Annotated in this window: 16 protein-coding genes; 5 read left to right on the top strand and 11 right to left on the bottom strand. The window is 62.9% G+C overall.

All coding sequences use genetic code 11. From position 1 onward, the window contains the following. Positions 1-56 precede the first annotated feature (56 nt). Positions 57-2144: an ATP-binding protein gene (locus tag LB558_RS17600; protein WP_224698737.1), complete on the top strand. Its 2088-nt coding sequence runs from the start codon at positions 57-59 to the stop codon at positions 2142-2144. A gap of 112 nt (positions 2145-2256) precedes the next feature. Here LB558_RS17600 and LB558_RS17595 read toward each other — a convergent pair whose 3' ends face one another. From LB558_RS17595 to LB558_RS17570, 6 genes are all read right to left on the bottom strand, one after another. Beyond that, the gene (locus tag LB558_RS17595) at positions 2257-2667 is read right to left on the bottom strand and encodes a hypothetical protein (RefSeq protein ID WP_224698736.1); all 411 of its coding nucleotides are present in this window, start codon (positions 2665-2667) and stop codon (positions 2257-2259) included. Positions 2668-2876: 209 nt separating this feature from the next. After that, positions 2877-4187, bottom strand: a complete 1311-nt coding sequence (locus tag LB558_RS17590; protein WP_224698735.1) for a flavin monoamine oxidase family protein — start codon at positions 4185-4187, stop codon at positions 2877-2879. A gap of 98 nt (positions 4188-4285) precedes the next feature. After that, positions 4286-5344, bottom strand: a complete 1059-nt coding sequence (locus tag LB558_RS17585) for a dipeptidase (RefSeq protein WP_224698734.1) — start codon at positions 5342-5344, stop codon at positions 4286-4288. Between the two features lie 142 nt (positions 5345-5486). Continuing rightward, positions 5487-5786 carry a GNAT family N-acetyltransferase gene (locus tag LB558_RS17580; RefSeq protein ID WP_023811010.1) on the bottom strand — a complete coding sequence of 100 codons (300 nt, stop codon included), beginning with the start codon at positions 5784-5786 and terminating at the stop codon, positions 5487-5489. Between the two features lie 2 nt (positions 5787-5788). After that, on the bottom strand, positions 5789-6409 hold the full coding sequence (locus LB558_RS17575) for an alpha/beta hydrolase (RefSeq protein ID WP_224698733.1): 621 nt from the start codon (positions 6407-6409) through the stop codon (positions 5789-5791). A 4-nt stretch (positions 6410-6413) separates the two neighbouring features. Next, the gene (locus tag LB558_RS17570; protein ID WP_224698732.1) at positions 6414-7346 is read right to left on the bottom strand and encodes a VOC family protein; all 933 of its coding nucleotides are present in this window, start codon (positions 7344-7346) and stop codon (positions 6414-6416) included. Between the two features lie 225 nt (positions 7347-7571). Between LB558_RS17570 and LB558_RS17565 the strand changes: the two genes are divergently transcribed. Continuing rightward, on the top strand, positions 7572-9146 hold the full coding sequence (locus tag LB558_RS17565; RefSeq protein WP_224698731.1) for an alkaline phosphatase family protein: 1575 nt from the start codon (positions 7572-7574) through the stop codon (positions 9144-9146). Positions 9147-9194: 48 nt separating this feature from the next. Here the strand turns inward: LB558_RS17565 and LB558_RS17560 are convergent, their stop codons facing one another. Beyond that, a complete protein-coding gene (locus LB558_RS17560) occupies positions 9195-10526 on the bottom strand; it encodes a PRC-barrel domain-containing protein (RefSeq protein ID WP_224698730.1) in 1332 nt (443 codons plus the stop codon). Between the two features lie 223 nt (positions 10527-10749). On the opposite strand from LB558_RS17560, the gene LB558_RS17555 reads away from it, so the two are divergent. Further along, a complete protein-coding gene (locus LB558_RS17555) occupies positions 10750-11670 on the top strand; it encodes a diacylglycerol/lipid kinase family protein (protein ID WP_224698729.1) in 921 nt (306 codons plus the stop codon). Positions 11671-11699: 29 nt separating this feature from the next. Here LB558_RS17555 and LB558_RS17550 read toward each other — a convergent pair whose 3' ends face one another. Then, positions 11700-11900, bottom strand: coding sequence for a hypothetical protein (locus tag LB558_RS17550; protein ID WP_224698728.1), 201 nt, complete (start codon positions 11898-11900; stop codon positions 11700-11702). Positions 11901-12049: 149 nt separating this feature from the next. On the opposite strand from LB558_RS17550, the gene LB558_RS17545 reads away from it, so the two are divergent. Continuing rightward, positions 12050-13582 (top strand): sensor histidine kinase, encoded by a 1533-nt coding sequence (locus LB558_RS17545; protein WP_224698727.1) that lies wholly within the window; start codon positions 12050-12052, stop codon positions 13580-13582. A 13-nt stretch (positions 13583-13595) separates the two neighbouring features. Here the strand turns inward: LB558_RS17545 and LB558_RS17540 are convergent, their stop codons facing one another. The 3 genes from LB558_RS17540 to LB558_RS17530 all read right to left on the bottom strand — a co-directional run bounded on the left by LB558_RS17540 (position 13596) and on the right by LB558_RS17530 (position 15282). Next, positions 13596-14054 carry a hypothetical protein gene (locus LB558_RS17540; RefSeq protein ID WP_224698726.1) on the bottom strand — a complete coding sequence of 153 codons (459 nt, stop codon included), beginning with the start codon at positions 14052-14054 and terminating at the stop codon, positions 13596-13598. Between the two features lie 10 nt (positions 14055-14064). After that, on the bottom strand, positions 14065-14391 hold the full coding sequence (locus tag LB558_RS17535) for a DUF883 family protein (RefSeq protein ID WP_013529287.1): 327 nt from the start codon (positions 14389-14391) through the stop codon (positions 14065-14067). A gap of 129 nt (positions 14392-14520) precedes the next feature. Next, positions 14521-15282 (bottom strand): Crp/Fnr family transcriptional regulator, encoded by a 762-nt coding sequence (locus LB558_RS17530; RefSeq protein WP_224698725.1) that lies wholly within the window; start codon positions 15280-15282, stop codon positions 14521-14523. A 208-nt stretch (positions 15283-15490) separates the two neighbouring features. Between LB558_RS17530 and LB558_RS17525 the strand changes: the two genes are divergently transcribed. Beyond that, complete coding sequence (locus LB558_RS17525) at positions 15491-15802, top strand: response regulator (protein WP_164754445.1); 312 nt, start codon at positions 15491-15493, stop codon at positions 15800-15802. Positions 15803-15809 lie beyond the last annotated feature (7 nt).

Genomic DNA, 15809 nt, shown 5'->3' with positions numbered 1-15809 from the left:
GTTCGGGCCGTTGCTGGTCGATCGAATTGGCATGACCTCTGGAATGACGGCTGACAATGACCGCTGAAGCAGCAAGCACGGAGATGCAGGGTTTCAGGCAGGGCGCTGCGATGGCGGCCGTGCGTGTCGTTCGCCGGCTGCGCGAGGCCGGCGACTGGCAGCGCGAGATGGACGGCATACTGGAAACGCTGTGCCGGGCCATGGATTGCCAGCGCGGCATCCTGTTTCGCTTGCGCGAACTGCCCGGCCAGGGCTTCGCCCAATCCGTCGCCGCCTATTGGATCGACCCTCTTTTCGGCGGCGAACTGGCGTCGCCGACCGTCATCATGCAATCGATCGTCAATTCCGACCCCCTGCTGGAGCGGCTTGCCGAGGATGAACGGCAAGGCAAGATCTTCGCCGGCCATACGCGCGACCTCGAAGGCTTCCTGAGGACCGATTTCGAGAAGCAGAACATCAAGTCGTTCCTCTCGGTCTCGGTCTTCGCGCATGGGCATCTGTGGGGCACGCTGGCGGTCAATGCCTGCGTCGACGAGCGTGCATGGACGGACGAGGAAGAGGCGACACTGCACATCATCGCGCTGGCCATCGGCGACGCCATCGAGCGCTCGCCCTCCGACGCCCACGCCAGCGAGGTCATTCGCCGCACCATGCTGCAGGCCTCGCTCGACGCCATCGTCGTCATCGACGAGACCGGCTCGATCATCGAATTCAATCCTGCCGCCGAGAAGATGTTCGGCTTCCAGCGCAGCGACATCCTCGGCAAGGACCTGCTCGATACGATCGTGCCGATCTACTACCGCAAGGGCTATGTTTCTGGGGCCGAATACATGTCCGGCCGCGGTGCGCCGATGGTCGGCCAGCGGCTTGAGACGGTGACCCAGAATGCCGCCGGCGAAGTGTTCCCGATCGAGCTGACGGCGACCGAGATGCGGGTCGCCGACCGCCGCCTAATCTTCGGCTCCATCCGCGACCTGCGCGATAAATTGCGCGCCGAGGAGGAGATCGGCCGGCAGCGCGAGAAGCTGCACCAGAACGAGAAGATGGCGGCGATGGGATCGTTGCTGGCCGGCGTCTCGCACGAGCTCAACAACCCGCTGGCCGTGGTTGTGGCGCAATCGACGCTGCTGCACGAATTCGCCTCTGATCCGCAGACCAAGGTGCGCGCCGAGAAAGTCCGTGCGGCGGCCGAGCGCTGCGGTCGCATCGTCAAGAGCTTCCTGTCGATGGTCCGCCTCCATCCCGCGGCACAAGCCGAGACCGACCTGAACCAGGTGATCCGGTCGGCACTCGAAGTGACCGCCTATGGCGCGCGCTCAAGCGGCATCATCATCGACACCGATTTCGCCGCCGGCCCGCTGCTGGCCATGGCCGACGCCGACCATGTGACGCAGGTGGCGGCGAATTTCCTCATCAACAGCCAGCACGCCTTGGCTGGCATTGCCGGCGACCGGCTGATCAAGGTGCGGACGTTCCGCAGCGACCGGGGTCATCCCTGCTTCTCGGTCGAGGACAATGGGCCCGGCGTGCCGGAAGCGATCCGCGGCCGCATCTTCGAATCCTATTTCACCACCAAGCCGGTCGGCGTCGGCACCGGCATCGGCCTGTCGATCTCGAAATCGATCATCGAGCGGCACAATGGCAATGTCTGGTTCGAGGAAGTGCTCCCGAGAGGCGCGCGTTTCGTCGTCCAGTTGCCAGCCATCGTGGCCGGCCTCGCCACAACTGGCGACAACCAGCCGCGATCGAGTGGCCTGCGCCATGCCTTGATCATCGACGACGAGCCGGATGTCGCCGGCTCGCTCTCCGACATTCTCGAACTGATGGGCATCAAGTCGCGGATCGTTCCTGTCTGGGAATCGGCCGCCGCCACTTTGAGCGGCCACATGCCGCCGGACATCGTCTTTTCGGACCTGCGCATGCCCGGCGTCAGCGGCATATCGATCTATCGCGAGTTGCTCGCCGAAAAGCCTGACCTGGCGCGGCGTTTCGTGCTGGTCACAGGCGACCTGATCGGTGCGAAAGCCGAAATCGAGGCCCTGCCGGCACAGCAGCGGCCGCAGATCCTGGAAAAGCCCTTCAGCACGCTGGATGTGCGCAGTGTGCTGTCCGCCATTGCCGAACAGGCAGCCTTGAAAGGATAAAAAAGAGGCCCCCGGGGGCGGGGGCCGAAGAAGAGCGCGCTGGAGGGAGCGCTCGGGGAGTCCAGAGCATGATCCCAAAACGGGAACGGTTTCGGATCAGGCTTCGACAAAATCAGAAAATATTCGGCGTATCGGCCAAGGGCGCGGCATTGGCGATCATGCGGATGGCGCGGCTCTTGTGTGTTCCGGACTGTTCGGCGATGGCACGCAGGCAATCGATACTCTCGGCACCCCAGGCTTGGCCCTTGCAGGCGAAGTCGGTCACCGGCACCGGCAGACGCGCGGTCCTGGTCGTCGTCTGCGCGCCATCGATGAGATTGGACGGCGGATTCAACGAAGCGAAGGCCGGCCCGATTGTGGGCGTGAACGCCATGCCGACGAAGGCGCAAGCAGCCAGCACCATGAACATCGCCATGGGGTGGTCGCTGGCCCGCTGGCGCAGCGCCAGTTTCGGACGGCGGTCATTGCGCTCTGGAGCCTGAAGGCGGCTCTCGCCGCGGATCGTCTGGATTTTCGCATGCATTGCCTTCCCCTTCGCTGAGTTTCTTTTGGCGGTGAAATGAACTTATCCGCACTTTGTAACGGCGATGAGGTGGCGAAGGACTGGCACTGTAACGAATTCGAAATAGCATTTCGGGCGAAGTCGGGCAAAATCGGGCATAGCTTCGACGGCGCGCGGCCCCGAGGCGCAACCTGACCCGATCTACCAAACAGTTTTTCGAAAGATCAGGCTCAGCCCGAAGCTTGAAGCCCGGCAATGATCTTGTGCGCGGCGATACGCCCGGCAATGATGGCGCCCTCGACATACCCCGGAAACGATGGCGAGAGTTCTGAACAGGCGAGATACACCGGCGGTGCGCCGGCAAGGATCGTTCGCTCGGCGTCTGTCGCTGTAACATCGACAACAAGATCGCTGTACGCGCCGCCGCTCCAGCGATCTTCTGTCCAGTCACGCAAGCTGAAATCGATGACATCACCGGCATCCGGACCAAGGGCTGCCTCCAACCGGCCGGCCACCTCCGCACGCAGTTCCGCCTCGCCGAGGTCACGCCAACGCAGCGCGAGCGACCCGCCGACGAACACGACGAGCGCGGCATGCTCCACATCCTTGCCGGCGTCGCAGGCAAACAGCCCCGGCGGATCGAGCCACATCACCATACCGTTCAAATCCCGCCCGCGCCAAAACGGTTTGGCATAGCGCACCAGGATCTTGATAGCCGCACCGCTTTTCCAAGCGCCAAGCGCCCGCCGCAGTCCGGCCGGCAAGGCGGGGGCAAAGGCGAGCCCCGTCACCGTCGCAGGCGGGACTGCAACCAGAACCGCGCGCGCCTCGATGGCACCCCCGGCCGAAACGACAAGAACATCTTGCGAACGGTGCTCGATGCGCGTGACCGGCTGGCTGAGCCGCAACCGATCCTCAAGGTCGCGGGCCAGATCGTCGGCCAGCGAATGCATGGTTTCGCGCAGGAAATATTGCAGCTCCGGCACCTCGTTGGTGACGCGTCGGTCATTGTCGATCAGATACCACAGAGGAATCTGATCCAGCGCCATGCACCACAGACCCTCGATCATCGAACGGAAGGCGGCCCTGGCATCGGCCGAATCGCGCTGGCGGGCAAGCCAGTCGGCAACGGTCAGTCCGGCAATCGAGGCGTCGTCCGGATCGATCCCGTTCATGCGCTCGCGGATTGCCATTGCCGCATGATAGATCCGCTCTGCTCGTTGTGCGGACATTGTCGGCTGGGTGATGAAATCGCCATCGACATAGGTTTCAACCAGCGTCTTGCCGCGCGCCTCGACCAGGGCCATCAATTCCGGCATGTCCTCGCACAGGAACTGGCCGCCACTATCGATCCGTTCGCCAAGTCCGTTCAGTCGGGACTCGACACGTCCGCCGACGCGGTCGCGTGCTTCGAGCAGGATGAAATCGATGCCGGCCTTCTTCATCTCAAGCGCCGCCGACAGGCCTGTGAAACCCGCACCGACGATGACGACATCGGTTCGCTCGAATTCGCCGCCCTCATCCGTGAAGCTCTTCGGCATTGCCGGCTATCCACCCAATCGCAACCGGCTTCCACCGACGAAGTATGTCCTTATCGACATATGCCGGCGGGCCGCACACGCCATACCGCAGGCTGTCTCTAACCTATCGTTTTCTCGAGCATATTGAGCCAGTTGCGATAGGCGATTTTTTCGACCAGCGCGCGGCCGAAACCACGGGCCGCCAATGCATCGATCAGCTTCGGCAGGCCGGCGACATCGCCGATGACGGCCGGGATCATGGCGCCGTCGAAATCGGAGCCAAGACCAACGCCGTCCTCACCCAGCGCCTGCAGCAGCGAATCGATATGCCGCACCATGATGTCGACGCTGGTGTCGGCATTCATGCGACCGTCCTCGCGCAGGAAGCCGGTTGCGAAGTTCAGCCCGACCATGCCGCCGGTTTCGCGGATCGCGCCGAGCTGCCAGTCGGTCAAGTTGCGCGAATGGCCACAGATCGCGTGCACGTTGGAATGGGTCGCGACCAGCGGCGCATCGCTGAGCGCCGCGACATCGCGAAAGCCCTTCTCGTTGAGATGCGACAGGTCGATCATGATCTTCAACTGGTTGCAGGCCTTGACCAGCGCCTTGCCGGCATCGGTCAGCCCGGGGCCGGTGTCGGGCGAAGACGGGAAGCGGAACGGCACGCCGTGGCCAAAGGCGTTCGGACGGCTCCAGACGATGCCGAGCGAGCGCAGGCCGGCTTCATGCAGCACGTCGAGCATGGTGAGCTCGGGATCGATCGCCTCGACCCCTTCGATGTGGAATACCGCGGCGATCGAACCTTGCGCCATGGCATTGCGCACATCGCCGGCGCTGCGGCAGACGGTGAGCGCTCCGGCCCGTTCCAGCCTGAACAGGATCGAGGCCATCGCGATGGTCGAGGTCAACGCCTCATTGCGCGGAACCTCGGGCGGCAGCGGTTCGGCGGCGCTCGGCGCCAGTGGTACGGCGCCGCGCCTGGATTTTTCGACAGGCGGCGGAAAGATGGCGAACATGCCCCCGGCGAAGCCGCCGGCTCTCGCGCGTGGCAGGTCGATATGGCCGCCCGATTTCCCCTCGATGAACAGCCGTTCGACATCCGTGTCTTTCGACTGATGGAGTCTGAGCAACGTATCGTTGTGGCCGTCGAAGACGGGAACGAGATTGGTTTCGGTCATAGGGGGATCATTCGGTTCGTTTGTCGGCAGGGGCTAAGATATATCCTATCTACTTAGGCAGGATGCGCCACCCGCGCAAATGCCAAAGCCGCCCCGGCAGGATGGCAGCCGCTTGCCGTCCCGTTTCCAAGCAACGAAATCCCTACCGTTTCAGCACGTCCGCCCATTCCTGATGGCGGCGGAACTGGGCGTTGGCGAACGGGCAGAGCGGGATGATCTTCTTGCCTGCCGCACGCGCATCCTCGACGGCGCGGGTCACGAGCCGAAGCCCGGCACCCTGGCCGCGAAAGACGTCCGGCACTTCGGTGTGGTCGATGATGATCTGGTGCTCACCGATTTTGGTGAAGGTCATCTCGGCCTCGGCGCCATCGGGTCCACGCAGGACATAACGGCCCTTGGAACCGCGATCCTCAAGTTCGATCTCAGGCAGTTGTTCAGGCATCGCTATGCTCCTTGGGCAGCATCGGCAAAGAACCGCCGTGCCGCCTCGATCTCGTTTGGCCGCACCTCGTGCCCGCCATCGTGCCATTCCACTGTGACATCGGCGCCGTCGGCACGCAAATAGGCCTCAAGCCGCGTGGTCAGGTTTGGCGGGCAGATCGGATCGCGCTTGCCGGCGGTCATCAGGATTTGGCGACCGGCGAGGCTGCCCTTGACCTGCGGCTCGAACGGGATCAGCGGATGCATCAGCACCAACGCGTCGAACAGCGCTGGAACCGTGAACACCACCGAGGCCAGGACATTGGCGCCGTTGGAATAGCCGAGACCCAGCACGGATGACGGCTTCGCTGCTTCGACATGGGCCTTGACGAAGCCCGCCATCTTATCCGTCGCCCGCGCCAGATCGTCCATATCGTAGACGCCCTCGCCGGTGCGGCGAAAGAAGCGCGCGGCACCCTGTTCCGATACATCACCACGCGGCGAGACGATGGTTGCCTGGGGCGCGAGATCACGCCCCAGCGACAGAAGCTGGTTCTCATCGGCTCCCGTGCCATGGAAGACGAACAGCAATGGACCGCCCGGCGAACCGGGCAGCAGCTTGTGGATGTAAGCGTCCTTGCTCATGACCTCAGCCTTCCAGTCTCTGTAGATGCTGTTCGAGATAGGGCCGCAGGTGCTGGTGCTGCGTCGGCAGCTTCAGCGCTTCGCCGAGATGAGCGGTATCCTCATCCCTGTCGAAACCCGGCTCGTTGGTGGCGACTTCGAACAGCACGCCACCCGGCGTGCGGAAATAGATCGCCCAGAAATAGTCGCGGTCGATGACCGGCGTCACGCCATAGCCGGTATCCATCAACGCCTTGCGCACTTCGAGCTGCTTGGCGCGATTCTCGACGGCGAAGGCGACGTGATGGACGGAGCCGGCACCGAGATCGGCGAAGGCCGTGCTCGGCAGCGATTCGATGTCGATGATATCGGCGCCGTTGCCGTTCTTCACCGCCAGCCGCCTGAGATTGCCGGACTTGTCGACTTCCTCATAGCCCATGAACTTCAGCAGTTCTTCAGTGGCGCCGCCATCCTTCAGCCTGAGCGCCACCGAGTGGAAGCCGCGGATCGCCTCGTCCGCGGGAACACCACCTTTCGCCCATGGCGCTCTGCTGTCGCTCTTGCTCTCGACCAGCGCGAAACCGTCGCCATCGGGGCCGGCAAAGGCCAGACGCTTCTCACCGAAGGTCTCTTCATGCGACAGGCCGGTGACGCCCTCATCGGCAAAACGTTTTTCCCAATAGCCAAGCGTGCCCTCCGGCACCGAGTAGACGGTGGTTCCGACTTCCCCGACCCCATGCCGGCCCTTGCCGATGTCGGGGAAAGGGAAATAGGTCATCACCGAACCCGGCGTGCCGGTCTCGTCACCATAATAGAGATGGTAGACGTCGGGCGCGTCGAAATTGACGGTCTTTTTGACCCGGCGCTGGCCGAGTTTCTTGGTGAAGAAATCGTTGTTCTGGCGGGCATCCCTGGCCATCGACGTGACGTGATGCAGGCCCTTGATCTGGTCGAGCATTGTCTTGCTCCTTCCGTTGGTGCATGTGCGGCCCTCGCCGCTGTCCACGTCAATATGAGGACCAGAGCAGTTTACGCAAAGGCGGCAAACACAGAATGGACTGTATTGTAAAAGTGAACGATGGAACAACGTTCGTTCACCAATTGGCTTGCAGGTCAGGCTTGCGCCGTGGCCAGAATTCGGTTCCATGAACGGCGTTCGACATCCGCGACAAAGGTATCGTGAGTGACTGGAAAAGCCAGGCGGCCTAACATTCTCCTGATCACATGCGACCAGTGGCGCGGTGATTGTCTGTCCGCCGCCGGTCATCCGGTCGTGAAGACGCCGAATGCCGACGCATTGGCCGCGGAGGGTGTGCTGTTCAAGCGGCACTATGGCGGCGCGGCGCCCTGCTCGCCCGCCCGGGCCTGCCTCTACACCGGCCTCTACCAGATGAACAACCGCGTCTGCCGCAACGGCACGCCGCTCGACGCTCGCCACGGCAACATCGCGCTCTCGGCTCGCGCCCTGGGCTATGATCCGACGCTGTTCGGCTACACCGACGTCTCGCTCGATCCGCGCCAGCTGGCGCCGAGCGATCCGCGGCTGCAAAGCTATGAAGGGGTGCTGCCGGGCTTTACGGTGCGCCAGTTGCTGCCCGAGCATCAGAAGCAATGGCTATCCTGGCTGAAGCTGCGAGGGGTCGACGCCAGCGCCGGATCTCCCGACATCCATCGGCCGGTGGCCGACGGCGCGGCGGTCGGGGCTACCGTCAGCAACGCGCCGCCCGTCTACTCCGGGCAACAAACCCCGGCGGCCTTCCTGGCCGGCGAATTCACGCGTTGGCTTGGCGAACAGGAGCACGCCGCGCCGTGGTTCGCGCATCTTTCCTTCATCAGCCCGCACCCGCCCTTCGTCGTGCCGGAGCCCTACAACACAATGTACAATCCGGCTGACGGCCCGGCCTTCCGGCGCGCGGCAAGCTGGCAGGAAGAGGCGGAAAACCATCCCTATCTTGCCTATGATCTCGGCCGGCAGAAACAGATAAAATTCCGCCCCGATGCCAGAGGCAAGGTGCACGACTGGAGCGAAGACGATTTTCGCCGCATCCGCGCGATCTATTACGGCATGATTTCCGAGGTCGACGCGCAACTCGGCCGCGTCTGGCAAGCGGTTAAGGCCGCGGGCGCGTGGGACGACACCATCATCGTGCTGACCTCGGACCATGCCGAGATGATGGGCGACCATTTCATGCTGGGCAAGGGCGGTTATTTCGACGGCAGCTACCACATTCCGCTGATCATCCGCGATCCGCGCCACGGCAACGCAGCCGGCGGCAATGTCGACAGTTTCACCGAAGCGGTCGACATTTTGCCGACGCTTCTCGACCTGCTCGGCGAAGAGCCCGCGCCGCATCTCGACGGAGCCTCGCTGAAACCGTTCCTGAACGGAGAACCCCCGGCCGCGTGGCGCGATGCCGCGCATTGGGAGTTCGACTTCCGTTCGATCGCCGAGGGCGAGGCCGAACGCCATTTCGGCATCGCCTCACGCCAATGCAATCTCGCCGTGATCCGCACGGAACATTACAAATATGTGCATTTCGGCGGCAACCTGCCGCCGCTGCTGTTCGATCTGAAAAACGATCCGGGCGAACTGGACAACCTCGCGGCCAACCCCAGCCACGTCGCCGTGCGGCTGGAGTTCGCCGAAAGGCTGCTCGCCTGGCGGGCCGAACATCTCGACCAGTCTCTGGCACTGGCCGAATTGACAGAGAACGGCCTCGCCGGCCATGCCGCTGGCCTGCCTCCACACCTCACATGAAAAGGCCCGCGTCGTTGCCGGCGCGGGCCTTTATCTGAATCGGCGGAGTTACCTGACGATCATCCGCTGTTGATCGCGCTTCTCGGCATAGCTGCCCTTGTCATAGGCGGTTTGTGCCTCAAGCTGTTCCTTGGTGAAGGTCGTGTAAAGATATTTGTTGCCGTCCTTGTCGGTCATGAATTTGAGATTATCCATGCCGACCGCGACCTCCTTCTCGCCGATGCCGAGGAAGCCGCCGACATCGACGATCACCGCATCGGCCTTCTTGTCGGGCGCAAGCACGACATCGCCGATCTCGCCGACCCTGGCGTCGTTGGCGCCGTAGACAGTCGTGCCCTTCAGGTCATCGGCACGGATCTCGCCGACCGGCATCTCGGTCAACGTCGACTTGTCGATGGCGGCAGTCCGTGTCTGGTCGGGAGCCGAAGCGTCAGGGGTTGTCGCTGCCGGAGCTTCGGCGGTCTTGTCTGCCGGAGCGACAGCAGGAGCCGTGGAGGGCACAGCTGCCGGAGCGGTGGCCGCAGGCTCATTGGAAGCCGTCGTTGCCGGCGCCGGGTCATAGGCCTTGCGGTCGAAATCCGGCTGTGCCTGCAGCTCTTCCTTGGTGGTCTGGGCGACCAGCCACCGGTCGCCATTCTTCTCGGCCCACTGTGCCTTGGAGAAGTCATAGGTCACGTTCTTGGCGCCGAGGCCCAGGAAACCGCCCACGCCGATGACCAGGGATTTGGCCTTGCCTTCCTTGGTCAGAACGATGTCGTTGACGTCGCCGATATTCTGCGCGTCATCACCGGTCCCGTTGTAAACGTCTTCACCGAGGATGTTGGTGGCAAGGTTGCCGTCCGCACGCTTCACCGGTTCCGCCTGTACGGCGTTCATGTCGGCCGGCTTTTGGGCTGAATCCGTCGTAGCAGGTGCCGTCGGTGCGGTCGCGTCAGTCGATGCCGCAGGCGCCGGGGCCGGCGCGTAGGGCTTGCTGTCGAATTCAGCCTGCGCCGTCAACTCGTCCTTGGTGGCCGGGGCTACCAGCCAACGGTCACCATTCTTTTCGGCCCACTGCAGCTTGGCGTAGTCGAAGGCAACGCGCTTGGCACCGACGCCCAGAAAACCGCCGACGTCGATGACAACGGATTTCGCCTGCCCATCCTTGTCGAAGACGACGTCGCTGACCTTGCCGATGTTCTCGGCATCATCGCCGGTGCCGTTGTAGACGGACTCACCGATGATGTTGGTGACGATGCTGCCTTCTGCGCGGACCGTTGCGGCGCCTGTCTCCTGAGCGGCCGGACTCTTCGCGGGCGCCGGGTTTGTCGCGCTCTGCGCATATGCGCCGGTCGCGATCAGTGTTGCGAGTGCGGTCGTGGCTAAAAGATTGCGGATCATGATAGTCTCTCCTCGTGCCTGATCTCATGCGCCGCGTCTTTGCTGGAAAATCGGACGCGGCATCTACAGGTTCACAACGTTGTGACCAGTCTGTTGTTCCGACAAAATGATCGCTCCGCCGGGCAGCCACCAAGCGGCAAGGGGAACCTTTCCGTCGCCGCCGCGTTTCAGCCGTAGGCTGGTATGTCCCGGCCGCTTTGGGCTGACACGGTGGGAGCGGGGCATGAATTTTGCGGCGGTGCTAAACCGGGATGGCGGCACTTTGCGCACCACTGACCTCGCCACTTTCTCCGACAGGATGCATCAGACGCTGGAGACGGCCGGTCACTCGCTCAGCATCGAGATTGTTGCCGGCAAGGACGTGGTGGAAACGCTCGACAGCGCGGCTTCGCGTCGCTCGGTCGATATCGTGCTGGCGGGTGGCGGCGACGGGACCATTTCCGCCGCAGCCGCCCGGTTGATGGGGACGAAGAAGGCGCTTGCCATATTACCGGCCGGCACCATGAACCTGTTCGCACGCGGGCTGGGCATCCCGCAATCGCTCGACGGGGCGCTGAAATCCTTCGCCGACGGCGAAATCATCGCGGTCGACGTGGCGACGGCCAATGGCCAGCCTTTCGTGCACCAGTTCTCGATCGGCATGCATGCGAAAATGGTGCAACTGCGCCAGAAGATGGAGTTCGGTTCGCGGTTGGGAAAGATCCGCGCCTCGGCCAAGGCGGCTTGGGCGACGATCAACAATCCACCTGCGATGAATGTGACGCTCAGCATCGGCGATGCCGAAATGGCGGCACGCATCACCGGCATCGGCATCACCAACAATTTGTTCGGCGAAGGCCATTTGCCCTACGCCGACAATCCGGCGGGCGGCGTGCTTGGTGTCTATGTCACGGTGGCGAAGCAGCGCGCCGAACTGGTCAAGTTCTTCTTCAACATCGCGCGCGGCAAATGGCGCGACAACGAACATGTCGAAATCCACCAGACGAACAGAACGGTGCTGAAAATCCATTCGGACAGCCGCAAGTTCCGCGCTGTCATGGACGGTGAACTGGTCAGGCTGGACCGTGAAACGGTAATCGAAATCCAGCCTGGCGCGCTGAATGTACTGGTACCGGCGAGCGCGGCCCAATCGAGAGCCGCCTGATGCGGTGCGGCGCAACGAACAAACCGGCTTTAACCAGCAGGAGCCTGCTGAGTGGTGTTGGGTGCAGGGACATGCTGTTCATCGCTGGTTGGCGCCTTGATCAACACACCATAGATCTCGGCAATGCCCCACGCAGCAAACACCAGGAGCAATGCGGCAATCAGGATTCGAAATCCATGCCAGCCCCATCGCCCCTGCCGCGCCTTGTTTTCTGGAATGATCTTGGCCATGCTCGATCCCTGTCTCGTTCTGCACCAACTGGCGCGCTTGGCGAATCATTGTCGGGTAACGGTTCCTCGCTAGGATGGTTCCGGAAAAGCGCGCTGGCCTTGCACCAGTGCGAGCATGCGGCGGCGAAGACCGGGACGAGGCAATTGGGGTGACTGGCAAGACGCAAACAGCACCCGATCTGCCGGCCGAAGTTGCGCGCGCAGTCAAGGAAGTTGACCGCCTGGCCGTGCTGCACGGATTGGAGATGCTGGATACGGCGGCCGACCCAGATTTCGATCGAGTCAGCAGCCTTGCCGCGGCGGTGATGCGGGTGCCGATGGCCTTGGTCACACTTGTCGACCTCGAACGGCAGTGGTTCAAATCCTGCTTCGGCCTGGACGAGACCGAAACCGCGACGGACGTCTCGTTCTGCGCCCATGCGATTGCCGCGGGCGACGAGCCGATGGTGGTCGTGGACGCAACGGCGGATCCCCGTTTCAAGACCAACCCGCTGGTCACCGGAAAGCACCATGTCCGCTTCTATGCCGGCGCGCCGATAATCGTGGCAGGTGCCCGCATCGGCACGCTGTGCGTGTTCGACCGCGAGCCGCATGGTTTTCCATCCCGCGCCGAGCTCGACCAGTTGAAGGCGCTCGCTAGCCTCGCCGCCAGCCTGTTTACCCTCAAGGACGCAACCCGCAGCGGCGCGATCGCCGAGGCCGCACTGGTGCGCGAGGAAAAACGACGCGCCATCGCACTCGATGCGGCCTCGCTCGCCAGCTGGGCATGGGATATTCGCACCGATGTCATCGAATGCGACACATTGATGTCGGAGCTGTTCAGCCTGCCGCGCTCCAACCGGCTGCGCGCACGCGACATCCTCACCGCCATCGATCCGCGTGACGTCTACCAGACCGAAACCCGCTTTCGCGACGCTCTGACCGGCAGCGACGACTATTTCGGCGAATACCGGGTAAAGGGCTTTCATCCGCCGCGCTGGCTCGCCACGCGCGGCCGTGTCATCGAGCGTGACGGCGACGGCAAGCCGACATTGATCTTCGGCGTCAACTACGACATCTCCGAGCGCAAGCTCGGCGACGAACGGCAACGGCTGCTGCTGCGTGAGCTTAACCATCGCGTCAAGAACACTTTGGCGACCGTCCAGGCGCTGGCAACCCAGACCGTGCGTCATGCCCGCCAGCCAAGCCAGTTCCTCGAGGCCTTCGGCGCCAGGCTTCAGGCCTTGGGCATCGCCCACAATCTGTTGTCGGACCGCGAGTGGCGTGGCATCGGCATCAGTGAACTCGTCCAGATCGAGGTCAAACCTTTCGAAACGGCCGAGCAGCCGCGCATGACCATCTCCGGCGACGACCTGCTGCTGTCGCCCGACCAGGCCGTCGGGCTTGGCCTGATCCTGCATGAACTCGCCAGCAACGCGCTGAAATACGGCTCGCTGTCGGTGCCGTCAGGCAGGGTCGACCTCGGCTGGAGGACGCAAGGCAGGAGGGATGCCCGGCGTCTTGTGCTGACCTGGCGCGAAAGCGGCGGCCCGCAAGTCGCTCCGCCGGATCGGCACGGTTTCGGCTCGATCCTCATTCGCCGCAGCCTGGCCAAGGTCATTTCCAGCGAAGTGACCCACGAATTCCGGCCGGAAGGTGTGTTTGCCGAAATATCGATGCCCTTGGAAGATCTGTCGAAGTGACCTCCCGACAGCTCTATCTCCGCTCGCTCTCATCCGGATCGTCGGATTTCACGTTCTCGCGGTAGATGGCGTAGGCCGCGAGCGCCACGGCCGGCCCCAGAATGACGCCGAGACCGCCTTTTCCCTTGAGCAGGCTCGGCAGCACGGCGAGTGCGGCGGTGATGCCGATCGCCTTCATGTCGGCATTGCGGCGCTGCACCCGGCGCCGGGCGCGCGAACCTGCGGATATCCGGTAGATCAGCACGATAAGTCCGGCAAGCACCAGGAAACCGGCACCAAATCCCAGCGCGGCGGCGAGCGACCCGTAGCGCATCGCCGTCCAGATGTAGGCGGCCCCGACCAGAAAGCCGAGACCGCAAAGTGCGGCGGACATGGCGACCACATAGACGAGTGCCGCCGTGCGAGCCCGGCGTATGGCGGCCGCGGTTTCCCCCGAGGCGAGACCCGAGATCAGGGTTGCCAACATTCCCATCTGGAGTCGACTAGCGACGCGCGATGAGCGCGAAAAGGAAGCCGACGCCGGCGGCGATCGCCAGTGACGTCACCGGCTTTTCCCGCACGCTCGCCATCATCTGCGCTTCGATGTCCTTGGCATTGCTGCGCAGGCTGTCAAAGGCTGCTTCGCCCTGCGCACGCAACTGCTCGACCCCTTCCGTGGCTGCGCGGCGCGCGGTGCCATAGCCATGCTCGCCGGTCTTGGCCAGTTGTTTGGTAAGCTTGTCGATGTCGGCCTTCAACTGCCTGATATCGGCTTCCAGGTCCGCATTTGCCCGGGCGTCGGTTGCGGTCTTTCCTGCGGCAGTGGCCATGGCTTAACTCCTTGTGATTGCTTAGTTTCAAACGCGCTGCACGCTTCAAGGTTCCGGCATTGGGGACAAAGTAGCCCAAAACGCATCGGCGCGCACCCGGTCCGCGGGCTTCGGCAAAAAAGCGCTTCCTCAGATTAATGGCCGGCGCGCTTCACCCAGCCCTTCCCAGCCGGCGAGCCGCTTGAGCCCTTCATTGTCGGAAACCGCGCAGCCGCCGTCGCGCCAGACGATCAGCTTGCGATCCATCAGCTTGCGGATCGTCTTGTTGGTGTGAACCAGCGACAGGCCGAGCGTATCGGCAATATGCTGCTGCGTGATCGGTATCTGGACGGATTGGTTGCCATTCAGTCCGACGACCTTGGCACGGCTGCCGATGAAGGCGATGAGATAGGCAGCGCGCTCGATCGCACTGCGGCGCCCGAGGCTGAGCAGATTCTCGTCCAGCATCCGCTCTTCGCGCGATGCGATCCAGGTGATGTCGTAGGCCAGCCCCGGATGATTGCGGTACAGCTCATGCAGAGATTCGCGCTCGAAAACACACAGCAGCATCGGTGACAGTGCCTCGACGGAATGCTGCATCTCGCCCATCACACTGCCTTGCAGGCCGATCAGATCGCCGGGCATGAGATAGTTGAGGATCTGGCGGCGGCCGTCCTGCAGCAGCTTGTAGCGAAACGCCCAGCCGGAGAGCACGGTGTAGAGATGGGCGCTATGGCTTCCCTCCACCAGCACCGTGGCACCCCTGTCGACGTTGAGTTCGCCCTTCTTGAATTTGCTGATGAACGCCAGTTCCTGTTTTTCGAAGTCGCGGAAAACCGGCAACGGCCGCAATGGGCAGTTCTCGCAAGGATATTGGCGGTTGGAAAAAGCGCTATTGTTCTGGACTGACATTTCGACCCCCCTTCGAAAGCCGCTCTTGGAGAGCCGCGTTTCAACGCGTTGCAAGGATTGAGGTTCCGCCCGCTGGCCACATGTCTTTTTTAAATGACAGCAAGCCAATTAGCGATCATGACTCCGGCGTTTCAAGGAGTCTTTGCCTGTGCCCACATTGCTTGACGGATTGCGGATTCTTGTCCTGGAGGACGAATTTCTCATCGCCATGGATGTCGAGCAGCTTTGCCGCGACCATGGCGCCGATGAGGTGGTGATTGCGCGTGACCTGACCGAGGTCGACGGCCGCGAGGTCGCCACACGATTCGATGCAGCCATTGTCGACTTGATGCTGGGCGGCGCCTCGACGATCGATTTCGCCTCCGGGCTACGCGCGGCAGGCATACCTTTCGTGTTTGCGTCCGGTTATTCGGATGCCGATGAAATCAAGGCATCGTTTCCGGGCGTCACGCTGGTTGGCAAACCCTATTCGGGTGAAGACCTCGTGCAAGCGGTCGCCGCGGCCTGCGGACGCGCTTGAGACGCGA

The organism is Mesorhizobium sp. CO1-1-8, assembly GCF_020164875.1.
Lineage (GTDB): Bacteria > Pseudomonadota > Alphaproteobacteria > Rhizobiales > Rhizobiaceae > Mesorhizobium.
This window is presented reverse-complemented; position numbering and strand designations above follow the sequence as displayed.